A 15,692-nucleotide genomic window follows, 5' to 3' on the forward strand; every position below is an offset into this window, starting at 1 on the left:
CGCGGCGACCGCTGCTGCGGCCCGGTCACCACCGGCGTCCCGCGCGTACCCGGATCGCCGCGACGACGACCGAACCCGACGGCCGGAACGTATCGCGCGGCGGTTCCACCCACACGCGGAAGCACGGTGACCGGTCGGCGGGCGACGGCAGGGCGATCTGCGCGCCGCAGCGTGCGACCGACACGTCCAGCCGGAACAGCTCGGCGAACAAGCCGACTTCGTCGGGCAGGTCCGGCCGCACCAGATAGGTCCAGCGCTTCGAGCGTGGATGCGAGATGATCGGCCCGAGCGCGGACCGCCGGACCTGCAGCAGCGCCTTCACCTCCTGGCCGAGCCGAGCGGGCATGGTGATCGCGCCGACTCGGCCCGCAGGCACGACGATGCGGCCGAGTTCCGGTTGCACGGCCGCCGGGAGCCCGCACTGCCGGTAGAAACGGCACCGGCTGGCCGGGGTGTCGGCCGCCGGATCGCACAGGTCGCTCACCGCGTGCCCTCCCGCCCCGCCGCGCCGGGATCACCGACGCGGTGCGAGGCCGTCGCGCGCCGATCGTGTCCGCGCAGCGGTCGCGACGGCATCACGTCGAGGCGCGGTCGGTTGCTATCGGTGCGTCGCGGGCGGCGACGGTGGAGTCGATGTGCGTGGCACTGGACGGGTCGCGCCCGGAAACCGTTGCGACCCAGGTGTTCCGCTAGGGATAGCGTGGAGCCGGGCGTAAACGACGACACTGCGCGAATCGCACCGAATTCGTTTCGATCACCGGTCGCCATCGTCGCGATCGCGTCACCATGCCGCTTCACGAACGCGTTCCACGCGAAATCGACTGCCACTCCCCGCATCACGTTTGCCTTCCCCTGCTCATCGTGTTGTGAGCACCCGCGCCTGGAGCGCAACCGTTGTCGCGCGCACCGACGTGCCCGTCCCGAGGGCGAGTGCTCGCGACAGCTTGGCGGGCTGCCGGATCGGCGTTGTCCCGGTGCGGGACACCTGGCGGCGCGTCTAGCATGAGGTTTCGATCAGCATCCGGCGAGGGAGAGCCGATGAGCGAGGGTCAGGGGAACGACGAGGGCCGGTACATCGGCCGACAGGTGCGTGCCATTCGCGCGCGCCGTGGAATCTCGCAGCAAGTGCTGGCCGATCGGGTCGGCGTCAGCCGGGGCGCGATCGCCAAATACGAGAACGGCGAGCGCCCCATCGATTCGCGGCGGACCCTGCACGCCCTCGCCCAAGCGCTCGGCGTCGCGGTCGGTGATCTGACCGGCGATCAGAACGATCGGTTCGACCCGTCGTCGGCCGGGTTCCACGCCGCGGTGCCCGCCATCGAAACCGCGTTGTGGACCCGGGGCGACACCACTCCGACTGCACCACCCCGCAGCCTTACCGAACTCGCGGCGGCAGCACGTCATGCTGCCCATCTGCGACGCGCGTGCGACTACGCGGCACTCGGTCCGATGTTGCCTGCTCTACTCACCGACTGCTATCGACACGCTCGTGATTCGGCCGGAGCCGATCGCGACCTTGCCTGGGATGTGCTTGCGGCGGCGGCATACACGACAGCCGCGTCCTTGAAGGCCAGAGGGTACTCAGCGTTGGCTTGGACAGCAGCACAAGAGATCGAGCACGCCACCGCGAACATCGGTGGCACCTCCGGTTCGGCTACCGCAACCTTCACTCGAAGCCAGATCCTGCTGTCGCGCCCCGGCTCATTGACTGCCGCGCTCGACGGCGCGACGAACGCTGCCGAGCGCCTCGGCCCGGAGGTGCGAAGCCGCGGCGAGATCGAAACCTACGGCATGCTGCACTTGCAGGCCGCGCTCGTTACCGCAGCGCTCGGCGGCGACCCTGGCGGCCATCTGGACGAAGCGAGCGAGCAAGTCACCAGGCTCGACCAGGCTCCCCCCGAAACCGCGACTCTCCGCAACCCGACATTCGATGCCGCGAACGTGATCCTCTGGCGCATGTCAGCGGCGATGGAGAAACGCGAACCAGGCCAAGTCCTCGAACTCGCCCCCACCCTCGACCCGCAAACCATCCCCGCCGAAGGCCGCAGAGCCCAATACTTCGTCGAGATCGGCCGAGCCCACGCCCTGCGCCGCGACTACCACAACTCCCTGCACGCCCTCCTGCGCGCCGAACACATCGCCCCCCAGCAAGTGCGCGGCATGACCCACGTCCGCGAACTCGTCGGTCACATGATGCGCACCGCCCACCGCAACCTCACCACCGGCGACCCCGGCCGCCTCGCCAAACGCATCGGCGCGGTCCCCTCCTGACCCATACCCCGGGCAACATATGCATCGGCCACAACAGGTTTCAGGTACCACGCGTCCGGCCTCGGCGGACCGGAGATGGGCGACATCCGAACGCAGGTCCGGCGGCATCCGATGCCGCAACCGTTGGCTGGCGGACGTCTAGGTCTCGAGTCCTGCCAGGATTATGCGCATCCCCGCCCGGAATTCGGCTGTCGGGTCGCTCGATGCGGCGGCGTACGCGATCTCGATGAGCTTGGGGAACTGCTCGGGCGGCAAGGCCGCGATCCGGTCGGTGATCGTCGTGAGGTCCTCGTCGCGCGCCACGGATAGCGGGCCGACGAGTTCGGCTTGCGCGTATCCGGTGATGAAGCCGGACACCGCGCGGAACGCCACCAGCAACGCGGTTCCTGATCTGCCGCTACGCGCGAGCGCCTGCAACAGGGCTTCGGTCGGCCGCAGGGTCGCCAGGTCGAGGCTGCGCCGAGTGAGAATCAGTGGGATCGCATGGGGATGTGCGCGCACGGCGCGCCACATTCCCTCGGCGACGGCGAGTACCTCGTCCTCCCAGTCCATGGACGGCGTGGCGTCCCAGTGCGCTTCGGCCATGACGGCCTCGGTGACGAGCTGCTCCAAACCTTCCCGTCCATCGACGTAGTTGTAGATCGTCATCGCACCGGTGCCCAGCGCCGACGCGAGACTGCGCATGGTCAACCCGGCCAGGCCATGGTCGTCGACCAAGGCCAGTGCCGCGGCTTGCAGCTGCTCGCGCGCGAATTTCCTGGGGGCGGGCATACTTCTCCTTGTTTAAGTACAACGTACGTGTTTAACTGAGCATGTTCACGTACAACGTACCTATATCGAGGTGTCATGACCATTCGCACCACCTTCCCTTCCGGCCGCGACGAATGCGCGGTGTGGCTGACGCTTCCGGACGGCCCAGGTCCGCATCCGGCCGTGGTGCTCGTCCACGGCGGTGGCGCAACGCACGACATGATGCTGACCCAGTACGAGAAGTGGTTCTCCGACGCGGGTCTTGCCGTGGTGGCCTTCGACTTCCGCCACCTCGGAGAATCAGGCGGCATGCCGCGCCAGCTGGTGAGTCAGCGCCGTTACGCCGAGGATGTCGACGCCGCGGTGGCTTTCGCCCGCTCCCGCCCCGAACTGGACGCTCACCGGATCGCGTTGTGGGGCACGTCGTTCGGCGCCAGCCACGTGCTGGCCGCAGCCGCACGCCACGACGACCTTCGTGCCGCGGTGGTTCAGTGTCCGGTCTTCAGTGGGCGTGCCGTGGTGTCACGGGCGGGGGTGCGGCATCTGTTGCGGTTCACGGTTCCGATCGCGTCCGACCTGGTGCGTGCCGTACTCGGTCGGTCGCGCCGTTACGTCCCCTTGGTCGGAAAGCCTGGGGACCTGGCGTTCGTGAACCAGCCCGGCGCTCTCGAGGGGTGGCAGTCGGTGACGCCACCGGGTTACGACTTCGACAACCGGATCACGGCGGCCTCGGGACTGGGCATGTTGTTCTACAACGCCGCGTCCGCCGCGCCGCGCGTGCGCTGCCCGCTGTTGGTGTGCGCCTGCGATCGAGAAAATCTCATCGACCCCGCCATCGCGGGGCGGGTGGCCGCCACCGCACCACGGGCAACCCTGAAGCATTACGACGCCGACCACTTCACCGTCTACCATCCGCCGGCTGTCGATCGGATCGTTGCCGATCAGATCGAGTTTCTCACCACGCATCTCGCGTCGAACGCGTAACGAGAGGAGTACACCGGTGCAGCGTATTCACGACGTCCTCCATGGGGCGGCCACTACTGCCGCAGATGCTGTCGGCTGGATCGCAGACGACCGGAAGATCCGGTTCGCTGAGATGGACGCATGGTCGGACCGGGTCGCCGGCGGATTGCTGCGGCTGGGCATCCGGCGGGGTGATCGCGTCGCCGTCAACGGGCCCAACACACCCGAGTGGCTAGCGGTGTACTTCGCAGCGGCCAAAATCGGTGCGGTGGTGGTCGGGCTCAGCGTCCGATACCGGGAGACCGAGTTCGCGCGCATCCTCGGCGATTCCGGGTCCCGAGCGGTGGTCACCGTGCCGTCCAGTGAGGGAATCGACTTTCTGCAGATGCTGGCCGGCCTGCGAAATCGTCTTCCGCGGCTGGAAGCCGTAGTGACCTTCGGCGCCGACGGCGACCACCCGCTCGATGAGCTCTGGTCGGCATCGGCGGACACCGTGGCGCTCGCTGAAGCCAAGGACGCGGTCCGCGAGGACGATCCGGTCATGATCATCTATACGTCCGGGACAACCGGCCGGCCCAAAGGCGCGGTGCAGACGCATCGCGGCCAACTCGCAGCCGCTACCGCACAAGCGGAGCACATGCGGCTCGGACCTGGCGACACGCTACCGGTCGCCGTGCCGCTCAACCATGTCAGCGGCATCACCTGTTGCGTACTCGCCGCGCTGGTCACCTGCGCCCGCACCGTGCTGCTGCCGACGTTCCAGCCCGCGGCCGTCGCCGACCTGTTCCACTCAGCGGACCTCACGATCTGGGTCGGGGTACCGACCATGCACATTCTGCTACTCGACCGGTCTCGGTTCACCACGGTGGACACAGCCGCGGTTCGGCTCGTGGTCACCGGCGGCGCCAACGCCGAACCAGCCTTGCTGGAACGTTTGACCAGATTCTTTCCGAACGCCACCGTGATGAACCTCTACGGGCTCAGTGAGTCCTCGGGTGCGGTTGTGATGACCCCGTGGGGCAGTGACATGGAGTCGACCGTGCGCGCGATCGGCCGACCGCTTCCGAACGTGCAGATCAAGATCGCCGATGCCGACGGGACCGAAGTCGCCATCGGCGAAACCGGCGAACTCCTGCTCCGAACCCCTTCTATCATGGCGGGCTACCACAACATGCCCGCGGAAACGGCCGACGCGATCGGTAGCGACGGCTGGCTGCGCACGGGCGACATAGCCTGGACCGACAACGACGGCTTGATCACCCTGCACGGCCGGGCCAAGGACATGTTCGTCCAAGGCGGATACAACATCTACCCGATCGAAGTCGAGAACATACTGGCGGAGCACCCCCAGGTCCTCATGGCGGCCGGTATCGGTGTACCCGATCCGGTGCTCGGCGAGATCGGCCGCTACTACGTTGTCCTCACGCCGGACGCTCGGCTCGCCGAAGGCGACCTCGAACGATTCTGCGCGGACAGAATCGCGGATTACAAGGTCCCCAAGGAAATCATCATCAGGCCCAACCTTCCCTTGACTCCATCCGGCAAGGTGCACAAGGCCATACTTCGCAACGAATCAGCGCAACCGGGCGCCGCGAGCTGACCGGTCCACCGGCGATGGAGTGATGCTTCCCGTGCCATCCAACCGCTCCCGTCGGCATGGCACCATGAAAGTCGTGGACGCCAACGGAAATCCCGTGCTGTACGCCCTCGTCACCGGTTCGCCCCCCGCCCGCGATGTCGGCAAGTTGATCGCCCTGGCCCAGGCCGACGGCTGGGAGGTGTGCGTCATCGCCTCCCCGTCGGGCACCGGGTTCATCGACGTCGACGCGCTGCGCGCGCAGACCGGTTATCCCGTGCGCAGCCAGTACAAGGAACCCGGCACGCCGGATGTGCTGCCACCCGCCGACGGCATCATCGCCGCACCGCTCACCGGCAATTCGATCGCGAAATGGGCTGCGGGGATCTCGGATACGCTCCTGCTCGGTCTGCTGGTCGAAGGGCTCGGCAAGGGCCTGCCCATCGTCGGCGTGCCGTACTCGAACCGAGCGCAGATCAGCTTTCCCGCGATCCAGGAGGGGATGCGCAAACTGTCCGAGTGGGGCGTCACCATCGTGATCGGCGAGGGCGAGCCGCACGAGCGGGGCACCGGGGAGGCGCGCCTGCCCCTCTTCCCCTGGCAGGCGGCCTGGAAAGCGCTCCTCGAGCACCCACGCCGGGACGGGGCCGCACCGAACCGGCCGTAGACAGCGACCCTACTCAGCCCACCGGGGCGTTCGGCCCGATCCACTGGTCGAACAACCGATCCACCGCGCCGGTCGCGAGCTGGGTGGTCAAGTACGCGTCCAGCAAGGCCGCCAGAACGGGGTCGTCCTTGCGCACCAGCAGCACTTTCCCGAACGAGTCGAACGGCGCTTCGGGATGCAGCACTTGCAGATCCGGATGCTGACGAACGCGGTAGCGGCCCTCGACCGAATCGGTGACGAACACGTCGGCGCGGCCCTGCTCGATCTCACCGAAGATCGTCAGATTGTCCGGCCACAAGGTGAGTTGCGCGTCGGGGAAATTCTTGCGCGCGAAATCCTCGTTCGTCCCACCCCGATTGGCGATCACGCGAACACCGGGACGGTTGATCTCCGCGACGGTCGAGTACGCCGCGCCGTTCGCGCGGTGGGTGATCGGGGCCTTGCCGTCGGTGCCGTAGGTGATCGAGAAGTCCGCGAACGCGCGCCGCGACGGCAGGTCGGAGATACCTCCGACCGCGAGGTCGCAATTCCGTTCGGCGAAGTCGGTTTTCAGCGTCGCCCAGGTGACGGGCACGAACTCGATCGGACGGCCGAGCAGCGCGGCGAAACCCCGCGCGAGATCGACGTCCACCCCGCGGTGCTCGCCCGCCTCGTCCCTGATCGAGTACGGCGGATAGTCGCCGGGCGTGCAGGCGCGCACCGCGTTCGGGGCCTGCGCGGCCGCCGGAGTCGCCACGGCGGCGAGCACCGTCCACCCGGCGATCAGCACCGCGCCGATCCGGCCGGGCAGCGTCGGACTACGCAACGATCACTTCTCGTTGCGCGCCTTGGGGAAGCGGGCCTGCTTGGCGACCCAGCCCGCCATCTTGGCCCAGTGGCCCTTGCGCGGGGTGACGACCGAGGTGAGCTCACGATCCCATTCGTCGGCCTCGGTGAGACCGTCGATCGTGGCGACCAGGTCCTTGGCCGTCTCCAAGTCCGGGACCACCCGGTCACCGAGCACACCGTCGGCGCCGACCAGGGTGACTCGCACACCCGCGCGACCGATCGGCTGGAGCACGGCCGTGGCGGAACGTCCGTGATCGGCGACGAACCCCTTGACGGACTCGACGAGGGCACCCGACAGCTTCTGCGGCGCCGTGGCGGTTTCAGCACTCATGGCACGCAGTTTACCGACCGGTAGGCACCGCGCCCGCCGCTCGGGTGTAGAACTGGATCTCATGCACGCCATTCAGGTTTCCGAACACGGTGGTCCCGAGGTCCTGAAGTACGTGGAGGTGCCCGATCCGCGGATCGCGCCGGATCAGCTCCTGGTGGACACCCAGGCGATCGGCATCAACTTCATCGACACCTACATCCGCACCGGGCGCTATCCGCAGGCGGTCCCCTACATCCCCGGCTCGGAGGGCACCGGCGTCGTCACCGACGTCGGCTCGGAGGTCACCGAGTTCGCGGTCGGCGACCGGGTGGCCTGGGCCGCCGCGCCGGGCAGCTACGCCCCGAAGGTGGCGGTCCCCGCCGCCGTCGCCATCCGGGTGCCGGACGGCGTCGAGCCTCCCGTCGCCGCGTCGGCCCTCTTGCAGGGCATGACCGCGCACTATCTGATCGAGTCCATCTACCGCCCGGAGCCAGGGGAGGCGGTGCTCGTGCACGCGGGCGCGGGCGGCGTGGGGCTGATCCTGACCCAGCTGCTCACCGCCCGCGGCGTCCGGGTGATCACGACGGTGTCCTCCGACGAGAAGGAGACGCTGTCGCGCGCGGCGGGAGCCGACGAGGTGCTGCGCTACGGCGACGGACTCGCCGACCAGGTGCGCGAACTCACCGACGGCGTCGGCGTGGCGGCGGTCTACGACGGCGTCGGCGCGGCGACCTTCGAGTCCAGCCTCGCCGCGCTGCGCGTGCGCGGCATGCTCGCCCTCTTCGGGGGCGCGAGCGGTCCGGTGCCGCCGTTCGACCTGCAACGCCTCAGCGCGGGCGGGTCGTTGTTCGTCACCCGCCCGACGCTGGCGCACTACACCAGGGACCGCGCCGAGCTCACCTGGCGCGCGGGCGACGTGCTCGACGCCATCGCCAAGGGCACGCTGAACATCAGAATCGGCGCCACCTATCCACTCGCCGACGCCGAGCGGGCCCACCGCGACCTGGAAGGCCGCAAGACCACGGGTTCCATCGTCCTGCTGCCGTGAGCCGACGGCGGTGGGCGATCCGGCGGATCGTCCACCGCCGGATCAGTAGTCGCGGCCGGTGAGACCGCGATAGACGAAACGGGTCAGGCCATCCACGGCCTGCTCGTCGGTCAGTTCGACGTTCCCTTCCTCCACCGCAGCGAGCAGGCTCTGCGTGAGCAGGAACATCATCGCGAGGCTGGCATCCGGCGTGCTCGGCAGCCGCAGTCCCCGGTCGGCGAATCCCTCCACGTGATCGGCGATGTCCGCGCGCTGCTGGACGCCGAACCGCGCGACCATCCGCGCGAATTCCTCGTTGACCAGCGCCGCCTGATTCACCGCTCGCAGCACGGGCGCGTGCTCTCGCGCGAAGGTCCAGTACCCGGCGATGTGATAGCGCACCGCGTCGGGGTCGCTGAAATCCGGATTGTGGCCGGGACCTTCCGCGCGCTCGTCTCCCGCCGCCGCCAGATCGTTCAGCAGCGCCTGCAGCAGTTCTTCCTTGCTCGCGAAGTGGTTGTAGAACGACCCGGCCGCCCGTCCGGCGGCGCTCGTGATGTCGGTGATCTTGGTGTTCAGGTAGCCGCGCTCGGCGAACAACCGCAACGCCGCGGCCTTCAACGCCTGCTCGGTTTCGGCCGACTTCTCCTTGCGACTCATCGACACCCGCCTCACCTCCTTGACAACGCAACGTACCAAGCATGACACTGAACCTGCATTCACTGAATTTTAATTCATCAGGAGTACGCCATGACACAGCTCGTCCTCGTCGCGGGCGCAGGACCCACCGGCCTCACCCTCGCCCTCGATCTCGCGCGCCGGGACATCCCGGTCCGGATCGTGGACAAGGCGGCCATGTTCTTCGCGGGCTCGCGCGGCGACGGCATCCAGCCGCGCACCCTCGAAGTGTTCGACGACCTGGGAGTACTGGACGCGGTCCTGGCGGAAGGAATGCCGACGCCGGTGATGCGCGTGCATCTGGGCGGCGAGTTCGTCACCGAACGGCGGATGAGCGAGCCCGTCGAGCCGACGCCCGCGGTCCCCTACCCGAACCTGTGGGTGCTCGGCCAGTCCCGCACCGAGGCCGTCCTGCGCGAGCGGCTGGCCGAGTTCGGCGTGCGAGTGGAACTCGGCACCGCGCTCACCGGCTTCACCCAGGACCACGACGGCGTCACCGCGACGCTGGAACGCGACGGCACGCGGGAGACCGTGCGCGCCGCCTACCTGATCGGCGCGGACGGCGGCAAGAGCACCGTCCGCAGGACACTCGGCATCCCGTTCGAGGGCAGCACCGACGAATCGCTGCGCATGCTGCTCGGCGACGTGCGCGCCGACGCGCTCGACCACGAGTTCGGCTACTGGTTCGCCGACGCCGAGGAGCCGATGCAGGGCATCGCGTTGTCCCCGCTGCCGGGTGGACGCCAGTTCCAATTCGCCGCGCCGTTGACCGGCGACGCCGAGCCGAGCCTCGAGTTGCTACAGGAGTACGTGGACCGCTACTGCGGGCGCGACGACGTCACCCTCACCGACCTGACCTGGGTGACCGTGTGGCGCCCGAACATCCGCCTCGCGCGGCGTTTCCGCGACGGCCGGGTGTTCCTGGCGGGCGACGCCGCGCACGCGCATCCGCCCACCGGCGGCCAGGGCATGAACACCGGCATCCAGGACGCCTACAACCTCGGCTGGAAGCTGGCCGCAGCGCTCGCCGGTGACGACACGCTGCTGGACAGCTACGAAGCCGAGCGCAGGACCGTGGCCGCCGATGTGCTCGGGCTCAGCTCCGAACTGCTGGACAAACTGGTCGAGGGCGAGGAGGACGCGATGGAGCGCGGACCGGAGACCCAGCAGTTGAACATCAGCTACCGCGACCCGTCCGAGCGCGCCCCGCTGGCAGTCGGCGATCGCGCCCCGGACGCACCGGTGAAGGACGAGACCGGGCGGCCCGTCCGGTTGTTCGACCTGTTCCGGGGGCCACACGCGACGGTGCTGTCATTCGGCGCGCGAGCGGAGGCAGGGCCGCACGCGTACGCGGTGGTGCGCCCTGGGCAGCAGGTGGCGGGACCGCACGTGGTGGACGTCGACGGGCACGCCCACGCGGCCTACGCCGCGACCGAGGGCACCCGGGTGCTCGTGCGGCCGGACGGCTACCTCGGCGCGCTCAGCTGAAGAAGCTGCCGACGGTGTCCCAGCCGAGCACCGAGTCCACGGCGAGGCCGCAGAACACCACGGCCAGGTAGTTGTTCGACTGGAGGAACAGCCGCAGCGGCTTCACCGACTCGCCGCGCCGCACGCCCGCGTACAGCTGGTGCGCCATGAGCAGGAACCACGCTCCGGCCACCAGCGCCACGGCCGCGTAGATCACGCCGGTGGCGGGGACCAGGGCGAGCGTGGTGAGCACGGTCAGCCAGGTGTAGACGACGATCTGCTTGGTGACGGTGCGCTCGGTGGCCACCACCGGCAGCATCGGCACGCCCGCCGCGCGGTAGTCCTCCTTGTAGCGCATCGCCAGCGCCCAGGTGTGCGGCGGGGTCCAGAAGAAGATGACGCCGAACAGCGCGATCGCGGGCCAGCCGATGCCGCCGGTCACCGCCGACCAGCCAACCAGCGCGGGCATGCAGCCGGCCGCGCCGCCCCACACCACGTTCTGCGAGGTGCGGCGCTTGAGGCCCAGCGTGTAGACGAAGACGTAGAACAGGATCGTTGCGACGACGAGCACGCCGCTGAGCAGGTTGGCCTGCCACCACAGCCAGGCGAACGAGCCCGCGCCGAGCGCGACGCCGAACACGAAGGCGTTGCGGGTGGGCACCGCCTCCCGGGCCAGCGGCCGCTTGGCGGTGCGCTTCATGACCTTGTCGATATCGGCGTCGGCGACGCAGTTGAGCGTGTTCGCGCTCGCCGCGCCCATCCATCCGCCGAACAGGGTCGCGAGGATCAGCCGGATGTCCACGGTGCCGCGGTCGGCCAGCAGCATGGTCGGGATGGTGGCGACGAGCAGCAGCTCGATGACCCTGGGCTTGGTGAGCGCGATGTAGGCCAGCACCCGCCGCATCAGCCGGGACGGTAGGCCGGGACCAGTGAACCGGTCGGCCAGCGCCGTCGCGGAGGAGCCGTGCGCACCATCGCCACCCGGCTGTTGCCCAATCCGCACTGTCTCTCCTCGCACGCTGTGCATCGCATCCGGCATCGACCAGCAGTGCACTCCTCCCGATGGTTACGGGTGTGCCCGCGCCGGACTTCCGTCCGCCCCGGCGCCCCCTCCGACCGGTGCGGCGCGACTACTACTACAAAGGATGGTAGACCCCCGCCGCGCTCCCCCCTCCCGTCGCCCCCGCGCTACAACCCCGAAATGCGACGGCCCCACAGCTCCTCCCACACCGCCGCGACGGCTTCGCTCGGGCGGCCCGCCCACGCCGCCACCGTCCCGGCGCTCGGACAGATCACTCCCCGCCCTCGCCCCGCATCGGACTCACGAGTGGCACACGACGGAGGCGAATCGCGAGTAGGCGCTCGATCATGTGCCTCTCACGCACGCACGCCCCGCAGCGGGAGCCGGTGGAAATTTTATTGGGACGCACGGGCCGGGCGAATTCGCCGCGCGCTGAGGGCGGCGTTTTCCAGCAACTCTTGCCACCGCACCGGTGGAGGTTCGAAGCAGTCGCTTGCTCAGGGGCCTCCTTCCCTGTCGAACGCGCTTTCTACCAGGGTGTTCGCGGCGCGGCCAAGGCTGCGCGCAGCTGCCGCGCATAGCGTCGTCGGGACCGGTTCCGCTCGCCCGACCGCCCGTCGCGCAAGGCCGCCAACACGCCGCCGCGGCGATCGCGGGCTGCCGAATCCCACCTGCGAACATGCAGCGCAATGGGCATCGCCGAACCAACACAGGGTTAATGGTGTGCCGGTCAGTGGGCACATCTAGGGTAGGTGGGTATACCCGGTTAGCACGCCGTAGCTGCCGCGCGATCCTCGCCGTCAGAAACCCACCCGCCGTCGACGAACCAATGTCAGGAGAACCTCGGTCGTGTCGATCACAGACGACATCCGCGCCCTCACTCAGCCGAACCACCCGGACGACTGGACGGATCTGGACACCAAGGCTGTCGACACCATCCGGGTCCTGGCCGCCGAGGCGGTGCAGAACGCCGGAAACGGCCATCCCGGCACCGCGATGAGCCTGGCGCCGCTGGCGTACACCCTCTACCAGCGCACCATGCGCATCGATCCGAGCGATCCGAGCTGGGTCGGCCGCGACCGGTTCGTGCTGTCGGCCGGTCACTCCAGCCTGACCCAGTACATCCAGCTGTACCTGGCGGGTTACGGCCTGGAACTGGACGACCTGAAGAACCTGCGCAAGTGGGGCTCGCTCACCCCGGGCCACCCCGAGTTCCGGCACACCGACGGCGTCGAGATCACCACCGGCCCGCTCGGCCAGGGCCTGGCCTCGTCGGTCGGCATGGCGATGGCGGCGCGTCGCGAGCGCGGCCTGTTCGATCCCGCCGCCGCGCCGGGCACCAGCCCGTTCGACCACTTCATCTACGTCATCGCCTCCGACGGCGACCTCGAGGAGGGCGTCACCTCCGAGGCGTCGTCGCTCGCGGGCACCCAGCAGCTGGGCAACCTCGTCGTGATCTACGACGACAACAAGATCTCCATCGAGGACGACACCACCATCGCGTTCACCGAGGACGTCGCCAAGCGCTACGAGGCCTACGGCTGGCACGTGCAGGTGGTCGAGGGCGGCGAAGACGTCGTCGCCATCGAGGCCGCGCTGGAAGCGGCCAAGGCCGAGACCGGCAAGCCCTCGATCATCGTGCTGCGCACCATCATCGGCTACCCCGCCCCCAGCAAGATGAACACCGGCACCGCCCACGGCGCGGCGCTGGGCGCCGACGAGGTGGCCGCCACCAAGAAGATCCTCGGCTTCGACCCGGACAAGAGCTTCGACGTCGACCCGGCCGTCATCGAGCACACCCGCAAGGCCATCGAGCGCGGCCGCGCGGCGCACGAGCAGTGGCAGCAGTCCTTCGACGCGTGGGCCGCGGCCAACCCGGAGAACAAGGCGCTGTTCGACCGCCTCTTCGCGCGGCGGCTGCCGGAGAACTGGACCGCGAATCTGCCCAGCTACGAACCGGATCCGAAGGGCATGGCCACGCGCAAGGCGTCCGGCAAGGTGCTCGCCGCGCTGGCGCCGGTGCTGCCGGAGCTGTGGGGCGGTTCGGCCGACCTGGCCGAGTCCAACAACACCACCATGCCCGACCAGCGCAGCTTCGGGCCGGAGTCGATCTCCACCGGCATGTGGAAGGCCGACCCGTACGGCCGCACCCTGCACTTCGGCGTCCGCGAGCACGCCATGGCCGCGATCCTCAACGGCATCGCGCTGCACGGCCCGACCCGTCCGTACGGCGGCACCTTCCTGGTGTTCAGCGACTACATGCGCCCCTCGGTGCGCCTGGCCGCGCTGATGCGGGTGCCCGCGATCTACGTCTGGACCCACGACTCCATCGGTCTCGGCGAGGACGGCCCCACCCACCAGCCGATCGAGCACCTGGCCGCGCTGCGCGCCATCCCGGGCCTGAACGTGGTCCGTCCCGGCGACGCCAACGAGACCACCTACGCCTGGCGCACCATTCTGGAGCGCGACAGCAGCGAGCACAGCTCGCACTTCTCCGTGTCCGAGCCGCCGCACCAGGACGGCCCGTCCGGCCTCGCGCTGACCCGCCAGGATCTGCCGATCCTCGAGGGCACCAACTACGAAGGCGTCAAGAAGGGCGGCTACATCCTGGCCGAGGCGTCCACGGGCACACCGCAAGTGATCCTGATCGCCACCGGGTCGGAGCTCCACCTCGCGGTCGCCGCCCGCACTACGCTGGAGGAGCAGGGCATCGCCACCCGCGTGGTGTCGATGCCGTGCGTGGAGTGGTTCGACGCGCAGGACAAGGCTTACCGGGACGAAGTGCTTCCCCCCGCGATCGCCGCGCGCGTCATCGTCGAAGCCGGTATCGCGATGCCGTGGTACCGGTTCGCCGGTGACGCGGGCGAGATCGTGTCGATCGAGCACTTCGGCGCCTCCGCCGACTACAAGACCCTGTTCCGCGAATTCGGCTTCACTCCGGAAGCCGTCGTTGCCGCCGCGCAGCGCACGCTCGAGAACGTGAAGGGATAAGCGCTCATGGCTCAGAACGAGAATCTCGCCGCCCTCTCGGCGGCGGGGGTGTCCGTATGGCTCGACGATCTGTCCAGGGACCGGATCGGCTCGGGCAACCTGCTCGAGCTGATCGAGACCAGGTCGGTCGTCGGTGTCACCACCAACCCGACGATCTTCCAGGGTGCGCTCAGCCAGGGCCACGCCTACGACGGCCAGCTGAAAGACCTTGCCGCGCAAGGCGCCGACGCCGACGCCGCCATCCGCACCATCACCACCGATGACGTCCGCGCGGCCTGCGACGTGTTCGCCCCGGTCTTCGAGGCGACCGGCGGCGTGGACGGCCGGGTCTCCATCGAGGTCGACCCCCGCCTGGCGTTCGACACCGGCAAGACCGTCGCGCAGGCGGTCGAACTGTGGAAGATCGTCGACCGGCCCAACCTGTTCATCAAGATCCCGGCCACCGAGGAGGGCCTGCCCGCCATCACGGCCGTGCTCGCGGAGGGCATCAGCGTGAACGTCACGCTGATCTTCTCGGTGCAGCGCTACCGCGCGGTCATGGGCGCCTACCTGGAAGGCGTGAACAAGGCCAAGGTCGCCGGGCACGACCCGGCCAAGATCCACTCCGTCGCCTCGTTCTTCGTCTCCCGCGTGGACACCGAGATCGACAAGCGGCTCGAGGCGATCGGCACCGAGGAGGCGCTCGCGCTGCGCGGCAAGGCAGGCATCGCCAACGCCCGTCTGGCCTACGCCGAGTACCAGGACGTATTCGACGGCGGCAAGCACACCTCCACGTTCCTGACCCTGGCCGCTTCGGGCGCGAACCGGCAGCGGCCGCTGTGGGCATCGACCGGCGTGAAGAACCCGGAGTACCCGGACACGATGTACGTCACCGAGCTGGTCGCCGGGAACACGGTGAACACGCTGCCGGAGAAGACGCTGCAGGCCGTCGCCGATCACGGCGTGATCAGTGGCGACACGATCAGCGGCAAGGCGGAGGAGGCCCAAGAGGTCTTCGACCGGCTCGCCGCGGTGGGCGTCGACCTCGACGACGTGTTCGCGGTGCTCGAGCGCGAGGGCGTGGACAAGTTCGAGAAGTCCTGGGAGGAGCTGCTTTCCGCCACCGCCGACGAGCTGAAGTCGGCGTCGACCGGGAACGGCTGA

The 15,692-nt window shown here is 68.9% G+C and carries 14 protein-coding genes; 8 read left to right on the top strand and 6 right to left on the bottom strand.

Translation table 11 applies throughout. The annotated features are described in order from the left end of the window. Nucleotides 1-25 precede the first annotated feature (25 nt). Complete coding sequence (locus tag NB3_RS13375; RefSeq protein WP_067801851.1) at nt 26-484, bottom strand: DNA-directed RNA polymerase subunit beta; 459 nt, start codon at nt 482-484, stop codon at nt 26-28. 446 nt (nt 485-930) lie between these two features. On the opposite strand from NB3_RS13375, the gene NB3_RS13380 reads away from it, so the two are divergent. Continuing rightward, nucleotides 931-2,271: a helix-turn-helix domain-containing protein gene (locus NB3_RS13380; protein WP_157111781.1), complete on the top strand. Its 1,341-nt coding sequence runs from the start codon at nt 931-933 to the stop codon at nt 2,269-2,271. Between the two features lie 138 nt (nt 2,272-2,409). Here the strand turns inward: NB3_RS13380 and NB3_RS13385 are convergent, their stop codons facing one another. Then, the gene (locus NB3_RS13385) at nt 2,410-3,042 is read right to left on the bottom strand and encodes a TetR/AcrR family transcriptional regulator (protein ID WP_067801856.1); all 633 of its coding nucleotides are present in this window, start codon (nt 3,040-3,042) and stop codon (nt 2,410-2,412) included. 75 nt (nt 3,043-3,117) lie between these two features. On the opposite strand from NB3_RS13385, the gene NB3_RS13390 reads away from it, so the two are divergent. The 3 genes from NB3_RS13390 (at nt 3,118) to NB3_RS13400 (ending at nt 6,227) form a co-directional block, all read left to right on the top strand. Beyond that, complete coding sequence (locus tag NB3_RS13390) at nt 3,118-4,005, top strand: alpha/beta hydrolase (protein WP_067801859.1); 888 nt, start codon at nt 3,118-3,120, stop codon at nt 4,003-4,005. 16 nt (nt 4,006-4,021) lie between these two features. Then, entirely contained in the window at nt 4,022-5,584 is a 1,563-nt protein-coding gene (locus NB3_RS13395) for a class I adenylate-forming enzyme family protein (protein WP_067801862.1), read from the top strand. 73 nt (nt 5,585-5,657) lie between these two features. Further along, complete coding sequence (locus tag NB3_RS13400; protein ID WP_195042683.1) at nt 5,658-6,227, top strand: flavoprotein; 570 nt, start codon at nt 5,658-5,660, stop codon at nt 6,225-6,227. Between the two features lie 13 nt (nt 6,228-6,240). Here NB3_RS13400 and NB3_RS13405 read toward each other — a convergent pair whose 3' ends face one another. Together NB3_RS13405 and NB3_RS13410 are read right to left on the bottom strand one after the other, a co-directional pair. After that, a complete protein-coding gene (locus tag NB3_RS13405) occupies nt 6,241-7,032 on the bottom strand; it encodes a transporter substrate-binding domain-containing protein (protein ID WP_067801867.1) in 792 nt (263 codons plus the stop codon). 3 nt (nt 7,033-7,035) lie between these two features. Further along, nucleotides 7,036-7,386 carry a hypothetical protein gene (locus tag NB3_RS13410; protein WP_067801870.1) on the bottom strand — a complete coding sequence of 117 codons (351 nt, stop codon included), beginning with the start codon at nt 7,384-7,386 and terminating at the stop codon, nt 7,036-7,038. A 61-nt stretch (nt 7,387-7,447) separates the two neighbouring features. On the opposite strand from NB3_RS13410, the gene NB3_RS13415 reads away from it, so the two are divergent. Then, complete coding sequence (locus tag NB3_RS13415) at nt 7,448-8,413, top strand: quinone oxidoreductase family protein (protein ID WP_067801874.1); 966 nt, start codon at nt 7,448-7,450, stop codon at nt 8,411-8,413. Between the two features lie 42 nt (nt 8,414-8,455). Here the strand turns inward: NB3_RS13415 and NB3_RS13420 are convergent, their stop codons facing one another. After that, entirely contained in the window at nt 8,456-9,052 is a 597-nt protein-coding gene (locus NB3_RS13420; RefSeq protein ID WP_067801877.1) for a TetR/AcrR family transcriptional regulator, read from the bottom strand. A gap of 90 nt (nt 9,053-9,142) precedes the next feature. On the opposite strand from NB3_RS13420, the gene NB3_RS13425 reads away from it, so the two are divergent. Then, on the top strand, nt 9,143-10,558 hold the full coding sequence (locus NB3_RS13425; RefSeq protein ID WP_067801878.1) for an FAD-dependent monooxygenase: 1,416 nt from the start codon (nt 9,143-9,145) through the stop codon (nt 10,556-10,558). Here the strand turns inward: NB3_RS13425 and NB3_RS13430 are convergent. Continuing rightward, nucleotides 10,551-11,540, bottom strand: a complete 990-nt coding sequence (locus NB3_RS13430; protein ID WP_067801881.1) for a heme o synthase — start codon at nt 11,538-11,540, stop codon at nt 10,551-10,553. The genes NB3_RS13425 and NB3_RS13430 overlap by 8 nt on opposite strands. A gap of 867 nt (nt 11,541-12,407) precedes the next feature. Between NB3_RS13430 and tkt the strand changes: the two genes are divergently transcribed. After that, nucleotides 12,408-14,549, top strand: a complete 2,142-nt coding sequence (tkt, locus tag NB3_RS13435) for a transketolase (protein WP_067801884.1) — start codon at nt 12,408-12,410, stop codon at nt 14,547-14,549. A gap of 6 nt (nt 14,550-14,555) precedes the next feature. Continuing rightward, nucleotides 14,556-15,692, top strand: coding sequence for a transaldolase (gene tal / locus NB3_RS13440; RefSeq protein ID WP_067801886.1), 1,137 nt, complete (start codon nt 14,556-14,558; stop codon nt 15,690-15,692).

It is taken from the genome of Nocardia beijingensis NBRC 16342 (assembly GCF_001612785.1).
In the GTDB taxonomy this organism is placed as follows: domain Bacteria; phylum Actinomycetota; class Actinomycetes; order Mycobacteriales; family Mycobacteriaceae; genus Nocardia; species Nocardia beijingensis.